Origin of the sequence: Pseudarthrobacter sp. LMD1-1-1.1 (assembly GCF_040676255.1) — a bacterium.
Taxonomy (GTDB): domain Bacteria; phylum Actinomycetota; class Actinomycetes; order Actinomycetales; family Micrococcaceae; genus Arthrobacter.
The window spans coordinates 475,273-493,504 of sequence record NZ_JBEGHP010000012.1 but is presented as its reverse complement, the minus strand read 5'-3'; the positions used below and the strand labels follow the sequence as shown (position 1 = coordinate 493,504).

General features: G+C 67.9%; 14 protein-coding genes. 5 read left to right on the top strand and 9 right to left on the bottom strand.

The window, feature by feature from the left end:
• Positions 1 to 1,539: a lysine--tRNA ligase gene (gene lysS / locus MRBLMD1_RS07830; protein WP_364398645.1), complete on the bottom strand. Its 1,539-nt coding sequence runs from the start codon at positions 1,537 to 1,539 to the stop codon at positions 1 to 3.
• A gap of 68 nt (positions 1,540 to 1,607) precedes the next feature.
• On the opposite strand from lysS, the gene MRBLMD1_RS07825 reads away from it, so the two are divergent.
• Entirely contained in the window at positions 1,608 to 2,522 is a 915-nt protein-coding gene (locus MRBLMD1_RS07825) for an alpha/beta fold hydrolase (protein WP_159634315.1), read from the top strand.
• Here MRBLMD1_RS07825 and atzF read toward each other — a convergent pair.
• The 5 genes from atzF to MRBLMD1_RS07800 are packed head-to-tail and all read right to left on the bottom strand — an operon-like array spanning position 2,500 to position 11,187.
• A complete protein-coding gene (gene atzF / locus MRBLMD1_RS07820; protein WP_364398643.1) occupies positions 2,500 to 4,362 on the bottom strand; it encodes an allophanate hydrolase in 1,863 nt (620 codons plus the stop codon). The genes MRBLMD1_RS07825 and atzF overlap by 23 nt on opposite strands.
• Entirely contained in the window at positions 4,359 to 8,084 is a 3,726-nt protein-coding gene (gene uca / locus MRBLMD1_RS07815; RefSeq protein WP_364399320.1) for an urea carboxylase, read from the bottom strand. Before uca ends, atzF begins: the two co-directional genes overlap by 4 nt.
• 8 nt (positions 8,085 to 8,092) lie before the next feature.
• Entirely contained in the window at positions 8,093 to 8,764 is a 672-nt protein-coding gene (locus MRBLMD1_RS07810) for an urea amidolyase associated protein UAAP2 (protein ID WP_159634321.1), read from the bottom strand.
• Positions 8,761 to 9,636: an urea amidolyase associated protein UAAP1 gene (locus MRBLMD1_RS07805; RefSeq protein WP_159634325.1), complete on the bottom strand. Its 876-nt coding sequence runs from the start codon at positions 9,634 to 9,636 to the stop codon at positions 8,761 to 8,763. The genes MRBLMD1_RS07810 and MRBLMD1_RS07805 overlap by 4 nt, the downstream gene beginning before the upstream one ends.
• 48 nt (positions 9,637 to 9,684) lie before the next feature.
• Entirely contained in the window at positions 9,685 to 11,187 is a 1,503-nt protein-coding gene (locus MRBLMD1_RS07800; RefSeq protein WP_364398640.1) for an amino acid permease, read from the bottom strand.
• A 242-nt stretch (positions 11,188 to 11,429) separates the two neighbouring features.
• Between MRBLMD1_RS07800 and MRBLMD1_RS07795 the strand changes: the two genes are divergently transcribed.
• Positions 11,430 to 12,101, top strand: a complete 672-nt coding sequence (locus MRBLMD1_RS07795) for a TetR/AcrR family transcriptional regulator (RefSeq protein WP_364398638.1) — start codon at positions 11,430 to 11,432, stop codon at positions 12,099 to 12,101.
• A 51-nt stretch (positions 12,102 to 12,152) separates the two neighbouring features.
• Positions 12,153 to 12,989 carry an alpha/beta fold hydrolase gene (locus MRBLMD1_RS07790; RefSeq protein WP_159634334.1) on the top strand — a complete coding sequence of 279 codons (837 nt, stop codon included), beginning with the start codon at positions 12,153 to 12,155 and terminating at the stop codon, positions 12,987 to 12,989.
• Here the strand turns inward: MRBLMD1_RS07790 and MRBLMD1_RS07785 are convergent.
• The gene (locus tag MRBLMD1_RS07785; protein ID WP_364398635.1) at positions 12,986 to 14,488 is read right to left on the bottom strand and encodes a DHA2 family efflux MFS transporter permease subunit; all 1,503 of its coding nucleotides are present in this window, start codon (positions 14,486 to 14,488) and stop codon (positions 12,986 to 12,988) included. The genes MRBLMD1_RS07790 and MRBLMD1_RS07785 overlap by 4 nt on opposite strands.
• Before the next feature lie 130 nt (positions 14,489 to 14,618).
• A complete protein-coding gene (locus MRBLMD1_RS07780; RefSeq protein WP_159634341.1) occupies positions 14,619 to 15,185 on the bottom strand; it encodes a type 1 glutamine amidotransferase domain-containing protein in 567 nt (188 codons plus the stop codon).
• Positions 15,186 to 15,547: 362 nt separating this feature from the next.
• Here MRBLMD1_RS07780 and MRBLMD1_RS07775 point away from each other — a divergent pair, with 362 nt between their 5' ends.
• Positions 15,548 to 17,137 carry an HNH endonuclease signature motif containing protein gene (locus tag MRBLMD1_RS07775; protein ID WP_364398633.1) on the top strand — a complete coding sequence of 530 codons (1,590 nt, stop codon included), beginning with the start codon at positions 15,548 to 15,550 and terminating at the stop codon, positions 17,135 to 17,137.
• Between the two features lie 55 nt (positions 17,138 to 17,192).
• Here the strand turns inward: MRBLMD1_RS07775 and MRBLMD1_RS07770 are convergent, their stop codons facing one another.
• The gene (locus MRBLMD1_RS07770; RefSeq protein WP_159634348.1) at positions 17,193 to 17,813 is read right to left on the bottom strand and encodes a TetR/AcrR family transcriptional regulator; all 621 of its coding nucleotides are present in this window, start codon (positions 17,811 to 17,813) and stop codon (positions 17,193 to 17,195) included.
• 126 nt (positions 17,814 to 17,939) lie between these two features.
• Here MRBLMD1_RS07770 and MRBLMD1_RS07765 point away from each other — a divergent pair, with 126 nt between their 5' ends.
• Complete coding sequence (locus MRBLMD1_RS07765; RefSeq protein ID WP_159634351.1) at positions 17,940 to 18,206, top strand: hypothetical protein; 267 nt, start codon at positions 17,940 to 17,942, stop codon at positions 18,204 to 18,206.
• The last annotated feature ends 26 nt before the right edge of the window (positions 18,207 to 18,232 follow it).

Sequence of the window (18,232 nt, the reverse complement as noted above, 5' to 3'; positions counted from 1 at the left end):
TCAGTGCCCTTCGGGCTTCAGCAGGGGGAACAGGATGGTTTCGCGGATGCCGGCTCCGGTGAAGAGCATCACCAGCCGGTCGATGCCCAGGCCGATGCCGCCCATGGGAGGAGCGCCGTATTCGAGGGCGCGCAGGAAGTCCTCGTCAAGCTGCATGGCCTCGACGTCGCCGGCAGCGGCGTGCAGGGACTGTTCGGTGAGCCGTTCGCGCTGGATGACGGGGTCGATCAGTTCGGAGAAGGCGGTGCCGCGCTCCATGCCGCCGATGATGAGGTCCCAGGCTTCGATGAGGCGGCCGTCCTCGCGGTGCGGGCGGGCCAGCGGCTGCGCGGAGGGCGGGTAGTCGTAGACGAAGGTGGGGTTCAGCAGGGTGGGCTCCACGATTTCACCGAAGAGCTCCACTGCCAGCTTCTCGGCGTCCCACTTGGGATCCACCTTGACGTCATGCTTGGCTGCAAGCTCCCTAAGCACCTCAGCGGAGGTGTCCGGGGTGATTTCCTGCCCAACGGCGTCGGAAAGTCCGGGGTAGACGGCCAGCCAGGTCCACTCGCCGTCGAGGTTGATCTCCCCCGCCTCGGTCTGCAGGACGCGTCCGGCACCCACGGCGTCCGCGGCGTCGAGGATGATTTCCTTGATCCGCTCGGCCATGACGAACTGGTCCGCCCAGGCCTCGTAGCACTCAAGTGTGGTGAATTCGGGGCTGTGGGTGGAGTCCACGCCTTCGTTGCGGAACACGCGGCCCATGTCGTAGACGCGGTCGATTCCGCCCACCACGGCGCGCTTGAGGTACAGCTCGGTGGCGATGCGGAGGGTCATCTTCTGGTCGAAGGCGTTCATGTGGGTCTCGAACGGACGCGCCAGGGCGCCGCCGTGGACCAGGTTCAGGATGGGCGTTTCCACTTCCACGTAGCGGTGCCGGAACAGCGTTTCGCGGATGGACCGGGTGATGGCCGCGCGGGTGTAGACCATCTCGCGGGCCTCGTCCCGGACCATCAGGTCAACGTAGCGCTGGCGGACGCGGGTTTCCTCGTTGAGTTCCGCGTGCAGGACGGGCAGCGGGCGCAGTGCCTTGGAGGCCATGGACCAGGACTCGGCCATGATGGACAGTTCGCCGCGGCGGGAGGAGATGACCTCGCCCTTGATGAAGACGTGGTCACCCAGGTCAACCAGGGCCTTCCAGTCGGCGAGGGCTTCCTCGCCCACGTTGGCCAGGCTCAGCATGGCCTGCAGGCGCGTTCCCTTACCGTCGGTGCCGCCTTCCTGCAGGGTGGCGAAGCAAAGCTTTCCGGTGTTGCGGACAAAGACCACGCGGCCGGTGACGCCTACGATGTCGCCGGTGGTGTCGTCCGCCTCGAGGTGGGCGTACTTTTCCCGGATCTCGGCCAGGGAGTGCGTGCGTTCCACTCCCACGGGGTACGCCTCCGTGCCGCGCTCAAGAAGTTTGGCGCGCTTTTCCATGCGGATCCGCATCTGCTCGCTGGCGTCGATGGGCTCTTGGGCATTCTTGGGCGCGGGGGTGTTTTGGGAAGTCACAATCATCAAGTTTACCGGGCATTGGCTGCCCGGACTTTCAGCTTCCCCGCAGGCTTGCGCCCTAGGATGGGCGGGTGAAAGAACGGGTACTTCCAACGCACGACGGCGGCAGGCTGGCTTTGTACAGCTACGGCACCGATGATGCCCCGGGCGAAAAGCGGGTGCTGGTGATCGGCGGCGCGTTCCTCACGGCGCTGATCTACCGCCCGTTCTCGATTGAGCTGGCCAAGGGCCTGGGTGACGGCTGGGCGGTGGACGTCTACGACCGGCGGGGCCGGGGCAACTCGTCCGGACAGCCCGCGGACTACTCCATGGCCACCGAAATCGAGGATGTCCGCACTGTGCTCACAGCCACCGGCGCCCGGAATATCCTGGGCCACAGCCTGGGTGGCTCGGTGGCACTGAACGCCGTCCAGGAGTTCACCGGGACCGGGTTCGTCCCGGACAAGCTCGCCGTGTACGACGCGGCGGTGAACATCGACGGCAGCATCGACACCGCATGGCTGGACGGATTCGAGGACGCCGTGAACAACGGCAGGGTGGGTCACGCGCTGGCGCACATGAAGAAGGCCACCAGCCCGGGTTCAGCCATGGCCAGGATTCCGGAACCGGTCCTGGCCGGCCTGATGGCGGTGTTGTCGCGGACCAAGGTCAACAGGATGTTCCAGCAGGTCATGCCCAGCGGTGTGGGAGAGCTCAGGGCCGCGTACGACGAAAAGGACCACGCCAGGGACTTCAGCGTGCTGCCCGCCGGAACCCACTTCATGGCAGGCGGAAAGAGTCCCAGCTATTACAGGGTGACGGCGGAACGGCTCCACGCCGCTGTGCCGGGGAGCACCTACCAGCTGTCCCCCAAGTGCTTCCACGGCTCCATACCAGCGGCCGTGAAGGAACTGGTGACGGACATCTCGGCATACTTCAAGGACGAAGGTCCGGACGGGAAGCCCCGCCCGGACACTCCTGACGCTATCCCCGTTCGCCGCGGCTGAACCCGGCGAGCGCAGCCTCGCCGAGGTCCCGCCATACCGTCCGCGGCGCCGGCGCCACGCTGCGGTCGGCCAGCCAGTCGCCCCAGGCGGTGATGTCCTCCCCGCGTTCGGCGGCAACGGCGTCGCAGGCGAACCCGACTGCGGTGGACCCGTCGGCGAGCTGAATGGAACCGAGCAGCATGGGTTCGGGGAGGTCCGCCAGGAACGTCCCCAGGGCGGCCGGGGACAGCAGCCACCGCTCCCCCACCAGTTCGGCGCCGTCGTCGGACCGGTAGACGCCCGGCTTGCGCGGCACTGTATCCAGCGCCACCATCCGGTATCGTGCAGCCGTCCGGACCGGGCCGTCCCAGAATGCGCCGCGCTCCTCCAGCTGCTGCGCCAGCGGCTGCCCCTTGCGGTGCGCGCCGACCACCACCAGCGGCACCGCCGTTGCCCCCGCAGCCATTGGCCAGGGAACGGACGACGACGGCTGGCTGGCTCCTGCGATTGCCTCCGGTCGTGCACCGCCCAGCACCGCCGCGGCGGCGAAGAGCGCAGGCGGGGCGGGGGTGGCTTCGATGCGGCGGGCGATGTCCGCGGCCACGGCGTCATCGAAGGTCCGGCCCACCACGGTGAGCCCGAACTGGGCGCCGTCCACCTCTCCGGCAGGAACTGCCACTGCACACAGGTCAAACAGGTTGCAGAAGTTGGTATAGGTGCCCATCAGGGAGTTCACGCCCACCGGATCCGCTGCCACTTCGGCAAGCGTCGGGTGGAACGGCGCCGTCGGGATGAGCAGGGCGTCGAAGCCCTTCAGCCGCGCCATGGCCCTGGATTTCAGTTCCTGCAGCCGGGCGGTGTCGGCCACGTACTGGTGGGCGGGCACTGTGCCGGCCGCCCGGATGATGCGCCCCACCGTGGGATCGATCCCCGCATGGCTTTCCGCGCCGGCGTCGTGCTCCTCAAGGAAGCTGCCCACGGCGGCGTGGCGTTCGGCAACCAGGCCGCCGTCGTACAGCAGCCGTGCCGCCTGGAGGAAGTCGTCGAATTCGATGGGTGCTGTTTCCACACCGGAGGCCGTGAGCCGGTCGATGTGCCGCCCAAACTCGGCTGCCCAGGCCGGCGGAAGGGCCGGCAGGGTGGCCGGATACGCGACGCGGGGCCGTGACGGCGCGGCCAGCCGGACGTCCGTGGGCCAGGCGCGGGAGTTGCCGGCCATGACGCCCATGGCGAGTTCAGCGGTGGACAGGTCCCGGGCGAAGATGGTGACGGCGTCCCAGGACCGGCAGGCGGGAACCACGCCGGCCGTGGAAACGACGTCCAGGGTGGCTTTGATCCCCACAATGCCCTGCAGCCCGGCAGGGACGCGGCCGGAGCCGGCGGTGTCAGTACCGATGGCGATGTCCACCAGTCCCAGTGCCACGGCCACCGCGGACCCGGAACTGGACCCGCCGGAGATGTGGTCCGTGCGGCGGGAATCGCGCACGGCGCCGTGAGGGCTCCGCGTGCCGACCAGCCCGGTGGCGAACTGGTCCAGGTTGGTGGCCCCCAGGACCAGCGCCCCCGCGGAGCGGAGGCGGGCCACGGCTTCGGCGTCCTTGTCCGGGATGTACGCAAAGCCGGGGCACGCTGCCGTGGTGGGGATGCCTGCCACGTCCACGTTGTTCTTCACGCCGAGCAGGAGCCCGGCCAACGGGAGGTCTGCGCCGCCGGCCACTGCGGCGTCGATGGATGCTGCCTCGGCCAGGAGATCGTCCCCGCCGCGGATCGTGATCCAGATTTCGGGCCGGTCCGCTGCTTCGATGGCGGCGAGCGCTGCCTTGACGCGCCGGGTGGTGTTGCCGGTGGCTGTGGTGCTCATACTGCTGCCTCTTCCAGTTCCAGAGTTTCCAGCCCTGCAGGCTCAGCGGGGGCGCCCAGGACCACCACTGCCTCGCCGGCCACCACCTGCGAACCTGCGGCGGGCAGGACGCGGAGCACCACACCGTCGCAGGGCACCGCCAGGACGGTTTCCATCTTCATGGCCTCCAGGGACACCAGCGGCTGGCCTTTGACCACGTGGTCCCCGGCCGCAACGTCCACCTTCCAGACGCTGGCGGCGAAGGGTGCGGAGACCAGTGCGCCGTCGTCGGGAACCACCACGTCATCCGTTGAAGGGGCCACGACGGCGGCCAGAGCCTCCGCGCGGTCGAACTCGCCGGCGTCGGCCCACGCCTGGCGTTCCACCGCGAAGGCGGCACCCTGCTCTTCCCGGAACAGCCCGATCGAGTCACGGTTTTCGGCCAGGAACGCCTCATGCTCGGCCAGGGAGAAGGTTCCCTCCTCGATCTCCACGCCACGGCCGCGTCCGGCTGCCATGTCGGCGCGCAGGTCCAGGAGTTCCTCCGGGCTGACGGGGTACCAGGAGATCCGGTCAAAGAAGCGGAGCAGCCACGGGGATCCCGGCTCGAACGGGGCGGAATCCGCGTAGCGCGACCACACCTGGGTGGTGCGCCCCACGAACTGGTAACCGCCGGGGCCTTCCATGCCGTAAATGCACATGTACGCCCCGCCGATGCCCACGGCGTTTTCCGGCGTCCAGGTCCGGGCCGGGTTGTACTTGGTGGTGACCAGGCGGTGCCGCGGGTCCAGCGGGGTGGCCACCGGCGCGCCCAGGTACACGTCTCCGAGGCCGAGGACCAGGTACTCGGCGTTGAAGACGGTGTCGAAAACGTCGTTGACCGAATCCAGGCCGTTGATGCGGCGAATGAACTCGATGTTCCACGGGCACCACGGGGCGTCGTCCCGGACGCCTGCCATATACCGCTCTATAGCCTCGCGGGTAGCGGGATCATCCCAGGACAGCGGCAGCCGGACCGTACGGCTGGGAACCACCAGTTCGGAGCTCGCCGGCAGGGCGGCCTCGATGTCCTGGACCAGGTCCAGCAGCCGCGTGGTGGACAGGACGGATGGGTCCACCTTGATCTGCAGGGAGCGGATGCCCGGGGTTAGGTCCACGATGCCGGGTACGCGGAGCGCCTCAATGTGCTGGTGCAGGGCGTGGACCCGGGCGCGCAGGCCAAGGTCCAGCACCATCTCGCCGTATTCGACCAGCAGGTTGTCGTCTCCTGACCGGCGGTAGGTGACCGCGGGCCGGCCGGAACCTTCCGGCACCCTGCCCAGCACGCCGTCGTCGCCATCCCCGCGGACGGGGCGGCCGGGGCGGCCAGCCGCCTGAGCTGCCGGGGACGGGTTCGCTGACCAGTCAGCATCCCCCGGGAGGACCAGCTGGCGGCCCGGACCCAGGTCCTTGGCCGACGGCGCCTGGCCGGCTGTGATGGGCACGAACCGGACCTTGTCTCCGGGCCGGAGCTGGCCGAGCTTCCAGCGTTCGGCCGTCACCACGGTCACGGGGCAGACGAAACCGCCAAGGCTCGGGCCGTCCGGGCCGAGCAGGATCGGGGTGTCGCCGGTGAAGTCCAGGGCCCCCACGGAGTAGGCGGTGTCGTGGATGTTGGACGGGTGCAGGCCTGCCTCGCCGCCATCGGTCCGGGCCCAGCGGGGCTTGGGGCCAATGAGCCGCACGCCGGTGCGGGCGGAGTTGAAGTGCACCTCGTACTCCGCGGCGTACAGTTCTTCGATATCTTCGCGCTGGAAGAACTCGGGGGCGCCGTGCGGGCCTTCGGCCACGGCCAGTTCCCAGGTGGAGGTAAGGGCAGGGCGGCTGTCCAGGGGCACCGCACTGCCGGGGGCTTGTTCGACGGCGGACTTCACCGCGCGGAGGACGTCGCCGGCGCGCAGGACCCGCCCGGCGTGGCCGCCGAACTGCCCGAGCGTAAAGGTGGAGGCGCTGCCCAGGTACTGCGGGATATCCAGGCCGCCCTGGAACAGGATGTAGCCCCGCAGGCCGTTCCCGGTGGCCGTGCCGGCGTCGAGCGTTCCACCTGCCGGAACGACGACGGGCGTCCAGGCGGCCACCTCCGCGCCGTCAACCGTCACCGTGACGTCCGCCCCGGTAACGCAGACGGTGGTGGAGTGCGTGAAGGTCAGGCTGGGACCGGTCATGGTGAACTCCAGGCCCGGCGCGCCCTCCGGGTTGCCCAGGGCGGTGTTGCCCAGGCGGAAGGACAGGTCATCCATGGGGCCGCTGGGCGGGACACCGATCTGCCAAAGGCCGGTGCGGCCGGGCCAGTCCTGCACGCTGGTCTGCAGGCCGGGGCGGTTCACGGTGATGCGCGGTTCCGGATCCCCCACGGAGTCCAGGGTGCTGGTGGAGTGCTGCACGCTGCGGACCACATCCAGGCCGCCCACGGCACGGAGCATGCCCAGATTGGTCTCGATGCCGTCGATCCGGGTGTTTTCCAGGGCTGCGGCCAGGCGGTCAAAGGCCTCCGTGCGGCTGGCACCGGAGGTGATGATCTTGCCCAGGAGGGGATCGTAGTTGGTGGAGACTTCCGTGCCGGTTTCCACCCAGGCGTCCACCCGGGCTTCCCCCGCCGCGGGGTAGGCGGCGTTGGTAACGGTTCCGGCGCTGGGCTGGAACCCACGGGCCGGGTCCTCGGCGTAGAGGCGGGCTTCCACGGCGTGGCCGGTGACGGGCAGTGCCTCCGGCACGTTCTCCAGCACCGCGTGCCCTGCGCTCCCGCCCTGCGCCAGGCGGAGCATCCACTCCACCAGGTCAACGCCGGTGACGGCCTCGGTCACGGGGTGCTCCACCTGGAGGCGGGCGTTGACTTCCAGGAAGGAGGCTTCCCGGCGGGCGGAGTCGTAGACGAACTCGACTGTGCCCGCGGAGCGGTACTTAAGGGAGGCGCAGAGCGCCCGTGAGGTGCGGTGCAGTTCCGCGCGGAGGTCTTCGGGCAGGTCCGGGGCCGGAGCTTCCTCAAGGACCTTCTGGTGGCGGCGCTGCAGCGAGCAGTCACGGTCGCCCAGGCTCACCACCCGGCCTTCGCCGTCGCCAAAGACCTGGACCTCGATGTGCCGTGCGTTCTCCACGTACCGCTCGGCGAAGACCCCGGCGGTTCCGAAGCTGGCGCCGGCCAGGCGGGCCACGCGGGGAAAGCTTTCGGCGAGTTCCGCCTCGGAGCGGCACACCGTCATGCCGATGCCGCCGCCACCGCCGGTGGCCTTGAGCATCAGCGGGAACCCGATCGTCCTGCCGGCTTCGACGGCGGCATCCACGTCCTCCAGCAGCCCGGAACCGGCGATCATCGGCACCCCGGCCGCCCGGGCGGCGTCGCGCGCGGTGTGCTTGGTGCCGAAGATGCGCAGCTGCTCCGGGGTGGGGCCAACAAAGACCAGGCCCGCGGCTTCCACCGCTTCGGCGAAGGCTGCGTCCTCAGACAGGAAGCCGTAGCCGGGGTGGATGGCGCCGGCACCGGTGGCCTTGGCGGCGTCCAGGATGGCATCGACCCGGAGGTAGGACTCCTTGGCCGGGGCGGGCCCCAGGAGCACGGCTTCGTCGGCGAGCCGGACGTGCTTGGCGCCGCGGTCCGCCTCGGAGAAGACGGCCACGGTGCGCAGTCCCAGCTTCTTCGCGGATTCGATGATGCGGCAGGCGATTTCGCCGCGGTTGGCAACCAGCAGGGTGTCGAAGGTGTTCAGGTGGTTGTTCACAGTGCAGCCTCCGGCCGGGTGACGATCATGCGGACAGGGGTGGGGTTGAAGCCGTTGCAGGGGTTGTTGACCTGCGGGCAGTTGGAGACCAGCACCAGGGTGTCCACTTCCGCCCGCAGCGCCACGCGCTTGCCGGGGGCGGACAGGCCGTCCACAATGCCCAGGGCGCCGTCCGGGTCCACCGGGACGTTCATGAACCAGTTGATGTTGGAGACGAGGTCGCGTTTGCCGAGGCTCCAGCGGGAACCCTCGATCAGGAAGTTCTCCACGCAGGCGTGCTGTTCGCGGGTGTGCTGGCCGTACCGGAGGGTGTTGGATTCCTGCGAGCAGGCACCGCCGATGGTGTCGTGCACGCCCACTTCGTCCGCCACGACGGTCATCAGGGGCGCACCGGTGTCCGCCCTCAGGACGGAACCGGTGGTGAGGACGATCGACTGCTGCGCGGCGATGGTTGCCGGAGCCGAGTAGCGGACGGTGGTGTCGGCGGCGGCGTACAGGAGGCAGTCCACGGCCTGGTTGCCTTCCAGGTCCACGATGGTGAGGACGTCACCGGCGGCCACCACGGCGGACCAGGGTCCGCGGGCTTCGACGAATTCATCCAGGATCACGGTGCCGGCAGCGAGCGCGGTTTCCGCGGCGTCGGGGCGGGTGCTTGTAACGGTGTTCATCGGGCGTCCCTTGCGGTGAGGTCGTGTTCGGTGTTGCGGAGGGCCTGCAGGTGTTCCGGGCTGAGCGGTCCGGCGAGGCGTCCCGCTTCGAGTTCCGCGAGGTCCTGCGGGGCGTGCCAGGCGGTGATGTCCACGGCGGTTCCGGTGAAGTCATTGCGGGGATCCAGCGGGTGCGCGGTGTTGGCGAGGACCAGCACGGCGTCCATCTGGAGGAGAAGCTCGACGGCGGCGCCCGGGCCGGCGCTCCCGGTGAAGGTGATGCTTCCGGCCGGGTCAACGGTGATGCCCTTGAAGAGCGAGAGCGACGGCGCCACGTCGCGGGTGCCCAGGCCGTTCTTGAGGGCGCCCAGGGTGAGCAGTTCGCGGGCGGCCGGTGAGGCGCTGTGGACAGTCCCGGCACCGTACCTGGCAGTGTTGCCTGCCAGGGTGGTGGCGCCGGTCAATGCGTCGTGCCGGCTGGAGGTGTCCGCCACGATGGTGGCCATCAAGCGGCCTGCGTCGGACAGCAGCGGGTGGCCGGTGGCGGGGTAGGCCTGCCACGGGACCTTGACGGTGTCGGCAAGGTTGAGGCGTTCGTGCAGGGCGCCGGTCCGGTAGAGCAGGGTGTGGACGCACGCGTCGCCGGCGGTGTCCGTGATCCGGATCCGGGTACCCCTGGCCAGCGCCATGGTGGTGTAGCGGCCAAAGGCGAGGGACTCTGCCCACGTGGGGGACTCGCCGTCGGGCATTCCTGCCAGCAGGTGCTGCGGCGCGGAGGCTGCCGGGACGAAGCGCATGGTGTCCACGGTCTTGCCGTGCTGTTCCCTCGCGTGGGTGCGGACGCCGGCGGTGGTGGCGGTACCGGTTGTTGGCGTTTCAATGGTCTGTGTCATGTCAGTCCTTGATGTCGTGGAAGTTTTTGGGAAGGGCGGGGTGGCCCGTCAGGCCTTGATTGCCGCATTCCGGCGCCGGACCCAGAGGCCCAGGAGCAGGACGGCCGTGACCATCAGCGGCGCGGACCAGAGGAGGATCCCGTTTTCGCCGGAGGGGTCGTACACCTCGGGCCGCGGCCAGGCGAGGTTGACCACCATGACTGCGCCGTAGAGCACTGCGAGGATGTTGACCGGCAGGCCCCAGCGGCCCAGTGAGAAGAGGCCCGCGGGCATGGCCTGTCCCACCCGGTCCCAGTCGCCGCGGAGGCGGTTGGCCAGCTGCGGGACGGTGACCAGGAGGTAAGCGAGGTAGACCATCACGATGCAGACGCTGCAGAGGGTGGTGAACAGCGCCGCGTTGCCTACGTTGATGGCCAGCACCGCGACGGCCAGGGCACCGATCACGATCGAGGGCCACATGGGGGTGCCGCGGGTGGGGTGCACGGAGGAAAGGAGTCGCGACGCCGGGAGCTTGCCGTCGCGGGCCATGGAGAACACCAGGCGGGAACCCGCAGTCTGGATCGCCAGGGTGCAGACGAAGATGGCGATGGCCACATCCACCAGCAGGACCTTGCCCCAGAAGGTGCCCAGGACGGCGGTGAGCACGTAGGGCAGGCCTTCGGTGGCGAGGCGGCCATCGTCCAGGCTGGGGGCTGCCATCAGTGCGGTGATGATCATCAGTGCACCCCCGACGCCGGAGATGAGAAGGGCGGAGAGGATGGTCCGTGGGGCGGTGCGGCGCGGGTCCTTGGTTTCTTCTGAGAGCTCGCCGGCGGAGTTGAAGCCCACCATGACGTAGGCGGCCATGAGTCCTGAAACCAGGAAGGCTCCCACCGCGCCCAGGTCGGATCCCTGCAGCACGCTGGTGTCCGCAACCACGTCCGGTCCGCGCTGGGCGGCACTGATGAGGGCCAGGATTACGGCCGCGACGCCGACGATCTCGCAGGTGACGCCAACGGAGTTCACATGGGCCATGAGCTTCACGCCCAGGGAGTTGATGATGGTGGTGGCCACCAGGAGGACCGCGCCCAGGACCACGGCGTTCGAAGCCCCGGTCACGGTGTTGAGTGCCGGGTCCCCGCCCACCACCTGGAAGCCGTCCCACAGCTGGGGCAGCACTACCTGCAGGGCGATCGCGGCCGCGGCGGCGGTGACCACCTGCGCGATGGACATGAACCAGCCGGCGAACCAGCCAACGCCTTCTCCCCCGACGCGCCGCGCCCACTGGTAGACGGCGCCGGACAGTGGGTAGCGGGCGGCAAGTTCGGCGAAATTCAGCGCCACCAGCAACTGGCCCACCAGGACGACCGGCCAGGTCCAGAAGAACGCCGGGCCGGCAAAGGAGTAGCCGAAGGCGAAGAGCTGGAAGATGGTGGTGAGGATGGAGACGAAGGAAAAGCCGGCGGCAAAGGAAGCGTAGCGGCCGAGCTTTCGGTGGAGGGTGGGCTGGTAGCCAAGGGACGTCAGGTCTGCATCGTCCTGGTGGACGGTGGGGAGGACGGTTGATGTCATCGGGAATCTCCGGGGCTGGAAAGGAATCTGGGGGGGCAAAGCCTCCCGGCACCGCAGCGCTCGGCCGAAGGCTGCTGATTACCGGTCACTTGATAGTTTTCCAGCGGGATGTCCCCAAACAGTTTCGCCTCTGTAAAAGGCGGATAGACATCTTGTTTCGGCCAGATTTCCGTCCCCTCACCGGCTCCATTTGGCATCTCAGCCCTGACCGGTGCAGCGCCCGGTGGTGCAAGAATGAAGCAGTGACTTCAGCCGGACCGGGACGCCCCCGCCACCAGCAACCCTCCCGGCCAGGTGCCACCGCCCGCGAGGAAATACTCGACGCCGCGGCAGAGCTCTTCACCACGCAAGGCTTCGCCAGCACCTCCACCCGGTCCATTGCGGACGCCGTGGGAATCCGGCAGTCGTCCCTCTACCACCACTTCAAAACCAAGGACGACATCCTTGAGGACCTGCTGGAGGGGACGGTGTCCGGCGGCCTGACGTTCGCGCGCGCAGTGGCGGCGCTCCCTGCCGGGACCCCGGAAACCGAAGGCCCGGCCGGGAGCCGGCTGCACGCCGTCGCACTTTATGACGGCACCCAGCTGTGCAATGCCCGGTGGAACCTTGGCGTCCTCTACCACCTGCCGGAGGTGCGGAGCACGCGCTTTGCCCGGTTCCTGAACGACCGGCAGGAGCTCCGGCACCTGTACGGAGAGCTGGGCGGCGGCCTGTCAGCCACCGCGGCGGGACCCGACGGCGGCGACTTCACCTTCCGCCTGGTGGAGTCCCTGATCTACCTCCGGGCGGACGGGGCAGTGGGGCCGGACTCGCCCCTGCAGGCGGCCGACGCCGGCCTGATCCTGTGCGGGCTGGGCGGGGAGCTGCCGGCCATCCGCGCGGCGAGCCGGTCCCTCATTGACCGGCTGGCCTGAGCCGACGATCTCCGGGATGCCCGCAACCACTTGCTCGGCTAGGCTCAGAGCATGACGCGAGAGAACATCAGGACCCCCGACGGCGGAACGATTGAGCTCTTCTCCACCGGCGCGGAACTGGCGTCGGCCGGGTCCGGCGTGGTGGTGGTGCCGCCCTCCATGGTGACGGCCGCGGACTACACCAAGTTCGCCCAAAAGCTGAGCGCTGCCCTGGGCCGGCCGGTCCACACGTTCAACCGGCGTGGCCGCGGCTCGTCGTCGCCACAGCCCGAGGACTACACGCTGGACGTGGACATCCGCGACCTGGACACCGTCATGAAGCACACCTCCAGCACGGACGTCTTTGGACACAGCTTCGGCGGAGCAGTTGCCCTGCACGCCGCGCGAACCCTGCCCGTGGAACGGCTCGCCGTCTACGATCCCGCAGTCTCCGTGAACGGCAGCGTCACTGCCGACTGGATCGTGGAATATGAGCGTGCCATCGCCGCCAAGGATGACGACCGTGCCCTCGCCGTGATCCAGCGCGGCCTGGAAGCCGGCGGGGCATTTTCTTCGCGCATGCCGCTGTCCATGCTGACCCTGGCCAACAAGCTGACCGCGGGCACCACCGAAGGCAAGCAGCAGCGCGAACTGATGCGCACCGGCGTCCGGGAAATCAAAGCCATCATCGCCGCCGACATGCCGGCCGAACCGTTCCAGGCACTCCCCCTGGAGACGCTGATCGTGGTGGGCGAGAAGAGCCCTGCGTACTTCGGCATCGCCTGCGGCCAGATCCACGACGTACTCTCCGGCTCCAGCTACACCATCCTGCCCGGCTTCGGCCACGACGGCGCCATCAAGGCCCCGGACAAACTGATCAAGGAACTGAGCGACTTCTTCGCCGGCTAGTGTCCTGCGCCGTGGCCCGCGGCGGCACCTTCGGTCTTGCGCATCATCGCGGACAGTACGACGGCGGCAAAGGCTATGACGGTTGCCGTCATGAAGGCGGCACTCATCCCTGCTACGAGTCCCGACGCCGCACTCACCACAGCGAAGATGGACACCAGCAGGGCCGTGCCCGCCGCACCGGCCACCTGCTGCGTGGTGCTCATGATCGCTGAGCCGTGGGAGTAGAGGTGCGGCGGCAGCGGGTTCAAGCCCGTGGTGAAGGCTGGGGTGAACAGCAGCGCCAGGCCGAAGCTCAGGGCCACGTGCAGGGTGATGATCCACCACACCGCTGTGCCGGCGTCGAGCATTGAAAATTGCCAAAGGGCCACCACCATCAGGATGGAGCCGGTGACGGTAAGCGGCAGCGGGCCCACCTTGTCGAACGCGCGGCCGATGACAGGGCCCAGCAGTCCCATGGCCAGGCCGCCGGGAAGCAGCGCCAGGCCGGTCTCGAGCGACCCCAGGCCGCGGACTTCCTGCAGGTAGAGCGGGAGCAGGATGACGCCGCCGAACAGCGCCATCATGGCCACCACCATCAGCAGGACCGAGACGGTGAACATCCGGAAGTTGAACGCGCGAAGATCCAGCAGCGGCGCGGCGGCCGTCTGGAGCCGGACCTGGCGCAGGACGAATACCGTGAGCGCTGCGACGCCGATGACAAGGGCCGCGATGGCACCGGCACCCGGGCCTGACTGGCCGCCGTGGCCGCCGCCGATCTGGCTGAGCCCGTAGACCAGGCCGCCGAAAGCGGGAACGGTGAGGACAACGGACAGGACGTCGAGCTTGCCCTTCTCCACCTCGCCCACGTTGGTGAGGTATTTGGCGCCGATGGCCAGCGCTGCGAGGGCCACGGGCAGGACGAAGACGAACATGAAGCGCCAGGTGAAATGCTCAAGGATCAGCCCGGAGACGGTGGGGCCCATGGCCGGTGCCACCGAGATGGCAATGCTCACGTTGCCCATGACGGCGCCACGCTTTGCCAGCGGGACCAGGGTGAGGATGGTGGTCATCAGCAGCGGCAGCATGATGGCGGTGCCGCCGGCCTGGACGATCCGTGCCAGGAGCAGGACCTCGAACCCCGGGGCCACCGCGGCCAGTGCTGTTCCGCCCGCGAACAGGCCCATGGCCAGCATGAAGACGGCACGCGTGGAGAGGCGCTGGAGGATGAAGCCGGTGGTGGGGATGACCACGGCCATGGTGAGCATGAATCCGGTGGACAGCCATTGAACAGTGGGGGCGTCCACCCGGAGGTCCACCATGAGCCGCTGCAGGGCAACATTCATGATGGTCTCGTTGAGGATCACCACGAACGTCGCCACCAGCAGCGTGCTGATGATGGTCACGGACTCCCGGGACATCTTCTCCGGGGCAGCGGGCAGGGTTCCTTGGCGGATTCCTTCGCCGGGTCCTTGGTCAGGGGCGGGCTGTCCGCTGGCGTTCGGAGAGACTTCGGTAGACATGGGTGTTCCCTCAGGGGTGTTTTAAGAGTGATGCGCGGTCGGCGCCGCTGCAGATTCCAACACTCTACCCGCTGGAGTAATTCCTCCGCATGGGTACTTTTTACCCCTGAGGGAACATTAGGGCTTTGCTTTAGGCGGTCTGCCCTGCGTGCTGGCCTTCGGAGATTTCTTCCACCAGCTTGTTGTTGAACGCCGGGAGGTCATCAGGGTTCCGGCTGGTCACCAGGCCCTGGTCAACCACCACTTCCTGGTCCGTCCAGTTGGCGCCCGCGTTCTTCAGGTCGGTTTCCAGCGTGAAGTAGGACGTGACATTCCGGCCCCGGATGACTCCGGCCTCGATGAGCAGCCACGGTCCATGGCAGATCGATGCCACGGGCTTGTGCTGTTCGAAGAAGTTCCGCGTGAAGCTCTGGGCGTCCTTGTCGACGCGGAGGTGGTCTGCGTTCACCACGCCACCCGGGAGTACCAGCGCGTCGAAGTCCGAGGCGTTCGCCTCCGCAACCGTCAGGTCGACGTCGAAGGTATCGCCCTTCTCCGTGCCGTTGTAGCCCTGCAGCTTGCCGCTCTTCGGCGCCACCAGGGTGGGCTCGCCGCCGGCGTCCTTCACTGCCTGCCAGGGACTGGTGAGCTCTACCTGCTCCACTCCGTCAGTCAGCAGGAATGCGACCTTCTTGCCTGCGATGCTGTGCTCTGACATTGTTCCTCCTCGCTGGAACGGGCCGGCCGGCCTTTGGGCGCGCCGGGTCCCGCTCGAGAGTTGATTGCCTGACGCATTCCAGCCTAGGAAAGAGAAAAGTAATAAGCAAGCTGACTATCCATCTTGCGTGCTCTCACGAGTGCGCCGCGCAAGCTCCTTTACGCGGCGGGTATTTGGGGTGCGCCGGGGATTTTGCGCCCTGGAATTGCGTACGACGGCGGCAGGCAGCTTGCGCGGCCGAGGCACGTTGGACGGCCGGTGGCGTTTGGACGTGACGGTTGGGCCTCCGGCGGCTCCCGACCGGTGGCCAGTGATGGGCGATGCCACGTCAGAATGTCAGTGGGTCGCTGGATGATATGGGTATGGGAATCGGGACAGGCGGGGCAGCGGTTGTGGAGGGACTTGAATCCTCCATGGCTGCCTTCCGCAGGCTGATTCAGGAAGACACCGCCCTTGCATCCGGTGCCTGCGTTGGCACTGACGTGGATGTGCTGCAGCGGCGGTACGAACTCCGCCTGAAACGGCTGGAGGTCGTGAAGCGGCTGGAAGGCCAGCTCGCCGCGGTCAAGGCCCGCGACGTTGCCGACGCCGTCGAGATCCAGCACGCACTGCTGGCCCCGGACGCCCCAGTGCATGAGCGTACCTATGCGGAGATGTCGGCCGTGGAGGAGATCGCCGGGGTGCTGACCATCAGCTCCGCGGCAGCAGGGGCGTTGGTGGAGCACTCACGCCGGATCTGCTCCCTGCCGCTGGTGTTCGAAGCCTTGGCCACCGGGGACATGCCCTGGCAGCACGCCCGCATCGTCGCGGACGAAACCGAAGGCCTCGATGGGGCTGGTGCTGTTGCGTTGGTTGCGCATTTCTTCGACCCTGACGCACCCCAGCCCGCCCGCGGCGCGGCCCCGGGTGACCTCGTTCCGTCCCGGTTCCGGGCCAAGGTCCGTGGGTGGCGGGAACGCCACCATCCGGAATCGATCCAGAAGCGCCACGCCAAAAGTACCGCTGACCGGCGGATGGAATACACCCCCGACAAGGACGGCATGGCCTGGGTCTCCCTCTACCTCCCCGGGGACACCGCCTGCGCCATCTGGAACCGCACCACGGCCACCGCGCGCGGACTCCAGGGACCAGACGAACCCCGCACCCTCACCCAACTCCGCCCCGACATCGCCGCATCGCTGCTGCTGGGGGCTGGGAACACCACACAGACCGGGAAATCCACGAAGGTCGGGAAGGTCCCCACCCCGCGGGCCGACGTCCTGGTCACCGTGCCCGTGTTCGCCCTCCTCGGAGCCACCGATGAACCCGCCGTACTGGATGGTTTCGGCCCGATCCCGGCGTCCATGGCCCGCAAACTCGTCGCCGACGGGGCGGACTCGTTCTACCGGGTCCTGATCGACCCCCGCGACGGGGCACCACTGGAGATCGGCCGGAAAAACTACCGGCTCACCGAAGCCATCAAACGCTGGATAAGGCTGCGCGATGCCAAATGCACCTTCCCCGGCTGCACCAACCGCACCCCCGACAACGAAACCGACCACCTACAAGCGTGGCAACACGGCGGCACCACCAACGTCAGCAACCTGGCCCAACTCTGCCCCAAACACCACCGGCTCAAACATCACAGCCAATGGACACCGGACCCGGCCACGAGCAAGGAACCTCCCGGCTGGACCTCACCAACGGGCAGGCACTACAACCCAGAACACCAGGATGCCGAACCAATTCACTGGCCACCGGAAAGCTGGCCGCAGGGGTCGCAGTGGCCGCAGGGGGCCGTGCTCGGGGAATGCCACTGCCTGGAGGCCAGCCTCGAAAACCTTCCGCAGTGGGAACCAGACGACGACAGATACGTGGACCTCAACGACCTGCAGGCCGACGATCCCCTCTGGGCCGAATTCCTCGCCACGCCATTCGCCCTTTTCCCGGAGGCCATTGGTGCCCGGCCGTAGGCGGCCATGGACAGTTCCGAGGCCACTTCTGAAGCCCGTCCTGCAGCGCCCGCCGCTATGCCCTGTGGTGCTCGATCAGCCAGGCAGCCATCTGCTGGGCGCGCTTCCCGGCGTCCAGGTCACCGCCGGTGGCCGAGATGATGGAGCCCTTCATCAGGATCTGCCAGGAACGCGCGAACCCGTCAGGGTCCACAAGTCCGGCTTCTTCGGCCAGTGCCTGCACGTGGCTCCGAAGTTTTGCCAGGTAGTTGATGCTGGCCTGCCCCAAGGGGTGGGACGGTCCCATCTCCAGCAGGACCTGGGTGAAGGTGCTCCCTTCGAAGTCATCGCGGCGGAACCATTCCCCCAGGACATCGAAGATCGCCAGCAGACGCTCCTCCGGTGTCTGTCCCCGGCCGCGGGCCTGGGCCACTATTGCTTCAACAGTCCACAGTTTGTCCCGCTGCTCCAGGAAGGCCAGGACCAACGAATCCTTTGACGGGAAATGCCGGTAGAAGGTGGCCTTGGCCACCCCTGACCGCTCGATGAGCTCATTGACACCCACGTCCCGGATTCCCCTGCGCGAAAACAGCTCGTATGCCACCGTGAGGATCCGCTCCACGGAATTGGTGGTGCCCTCCGCCGCCGGGGCCGGGGAAGACGCATCGGATATCGGGACCTTCGCCTCTGTGCTCATGAGACTTGGAGTCTACTGCAGGGGAGACAGACTGGTCTTTCCCGCTGTAGTGTTTCTCCTACGCAGTTCTTTAGAACACCGCAAGGCGCCCCCAAGGGTCCGCCGGTTTGGAGCAAGGAGGCCCCAATGTCAGCAGAGCGGATGTTCCAAAGTGTCCCGTCGGATCCCGATCCCTGGATGTCCAGTGATACGCCCGAAGAGGTCAGGCAGTTCGCCATCGAGTCGCTCCGGTGGCAGGCGCAGGAAATCATCGATGAACTGCTTGGCGGCCAGGATCCCAGTGAAGAACTCGTCCGGGCCCGCCTTCGCCGCTGCGTCGCCAGGAACCCGGGCCGGCCTGAACGCGCGCTGCTCGAACAGCTCATGATCAACCGGGACCACTCAGGGCTGTAACGGGCACGGTATGCGCCGGGCCGGCG

What these genes read in the sequence shown, in the direction of transcription:
- lysS (WP_364398645.1), bottom strand. Translation starts at nt 1,539, where the DNA reads ATGATTGTGACTTCCCAAAACACCCCCGCGCCCAAGAATGCCCAAGAG.
- atzF (WP_364398643.1), bottom strand. Translation starts at nt 4,362, where the DNA reads ATGAGCACCACAGCCACCGGCAACACCACCCGGCGCGTCAAGGCAGCG.
- MRBLMD1_RS07810 (WP_159634321.1), bottom strand. Translation starts at nt 8,764, where the DNA reads ATGAACACCGTTACAAGCACCCGCCCCGACGCCGCGGAAACCGCGCTC.
- MRBLMD1_RS07805 (WP_159634325.1), bottom strand. Translation starts at nt 9,636, where the DNA reads ATGACACAGACCATTGAAACGCCAACAACCGGTACCGCCACCACCGCC.
- MRBLMD1_RS07800 (WP_364398640.1), bottom strand. Translation starts at nt 11,187, where the DNA reads ATGACATCAACCGTCCTCCCCACCGTCCACCAGGACGATGCAGACCTG.
- MRBLMD1_RS07790 (WP_159634334.1), top strand. Translation starts at nt 12,153, where the DNA reads ATGACGCGAGAGAACATCAGGACCCCCGACGGCGGAACGATTGAGCTC.
- MRBLMD1_RS07785 (WP_364398635.1), bottom strand. Translation starts at nt 14,488, where the DNA reads ATGTCTACCGAAGTCTCTCCGAACGCCAGCGGACAGCCCGCCCCTGAC.
- MRBLMD1_RS07780 (WP_159634341.1), bottom strand. Translation starts at nt 15,185, where the DNA reads ATGTCAGAGCACAGCATCGCAGGCAAGAAGGTCGCATTCCTGCTGACT.
- MRBLMD1_RS07775 (WP_364398633.1), top strand. Translation starts at nt 15,548, where the DNA reads ATGGGAATCGGGACAGGCGGGGCAGCGGTTGTGGAGGGACTTGAATCC.
- MRBLMD1_RS07770 (WP_159634348.1), bottom strand. Translation starts at nt 17,813, where the DNA reads ATGAGCACAGAGGCGAAGGTCCCGATATCCGATGCGTCTTCCCCGGCC.
- MRBLMD1_RS07765 (WP_159634351.1), top strand. Translation starts at nt 17,940, where the DNA reads ATGTCAGCAGAGCGGATGTTCCAAAGTGTCCCGTCGGATCCCGATCCC.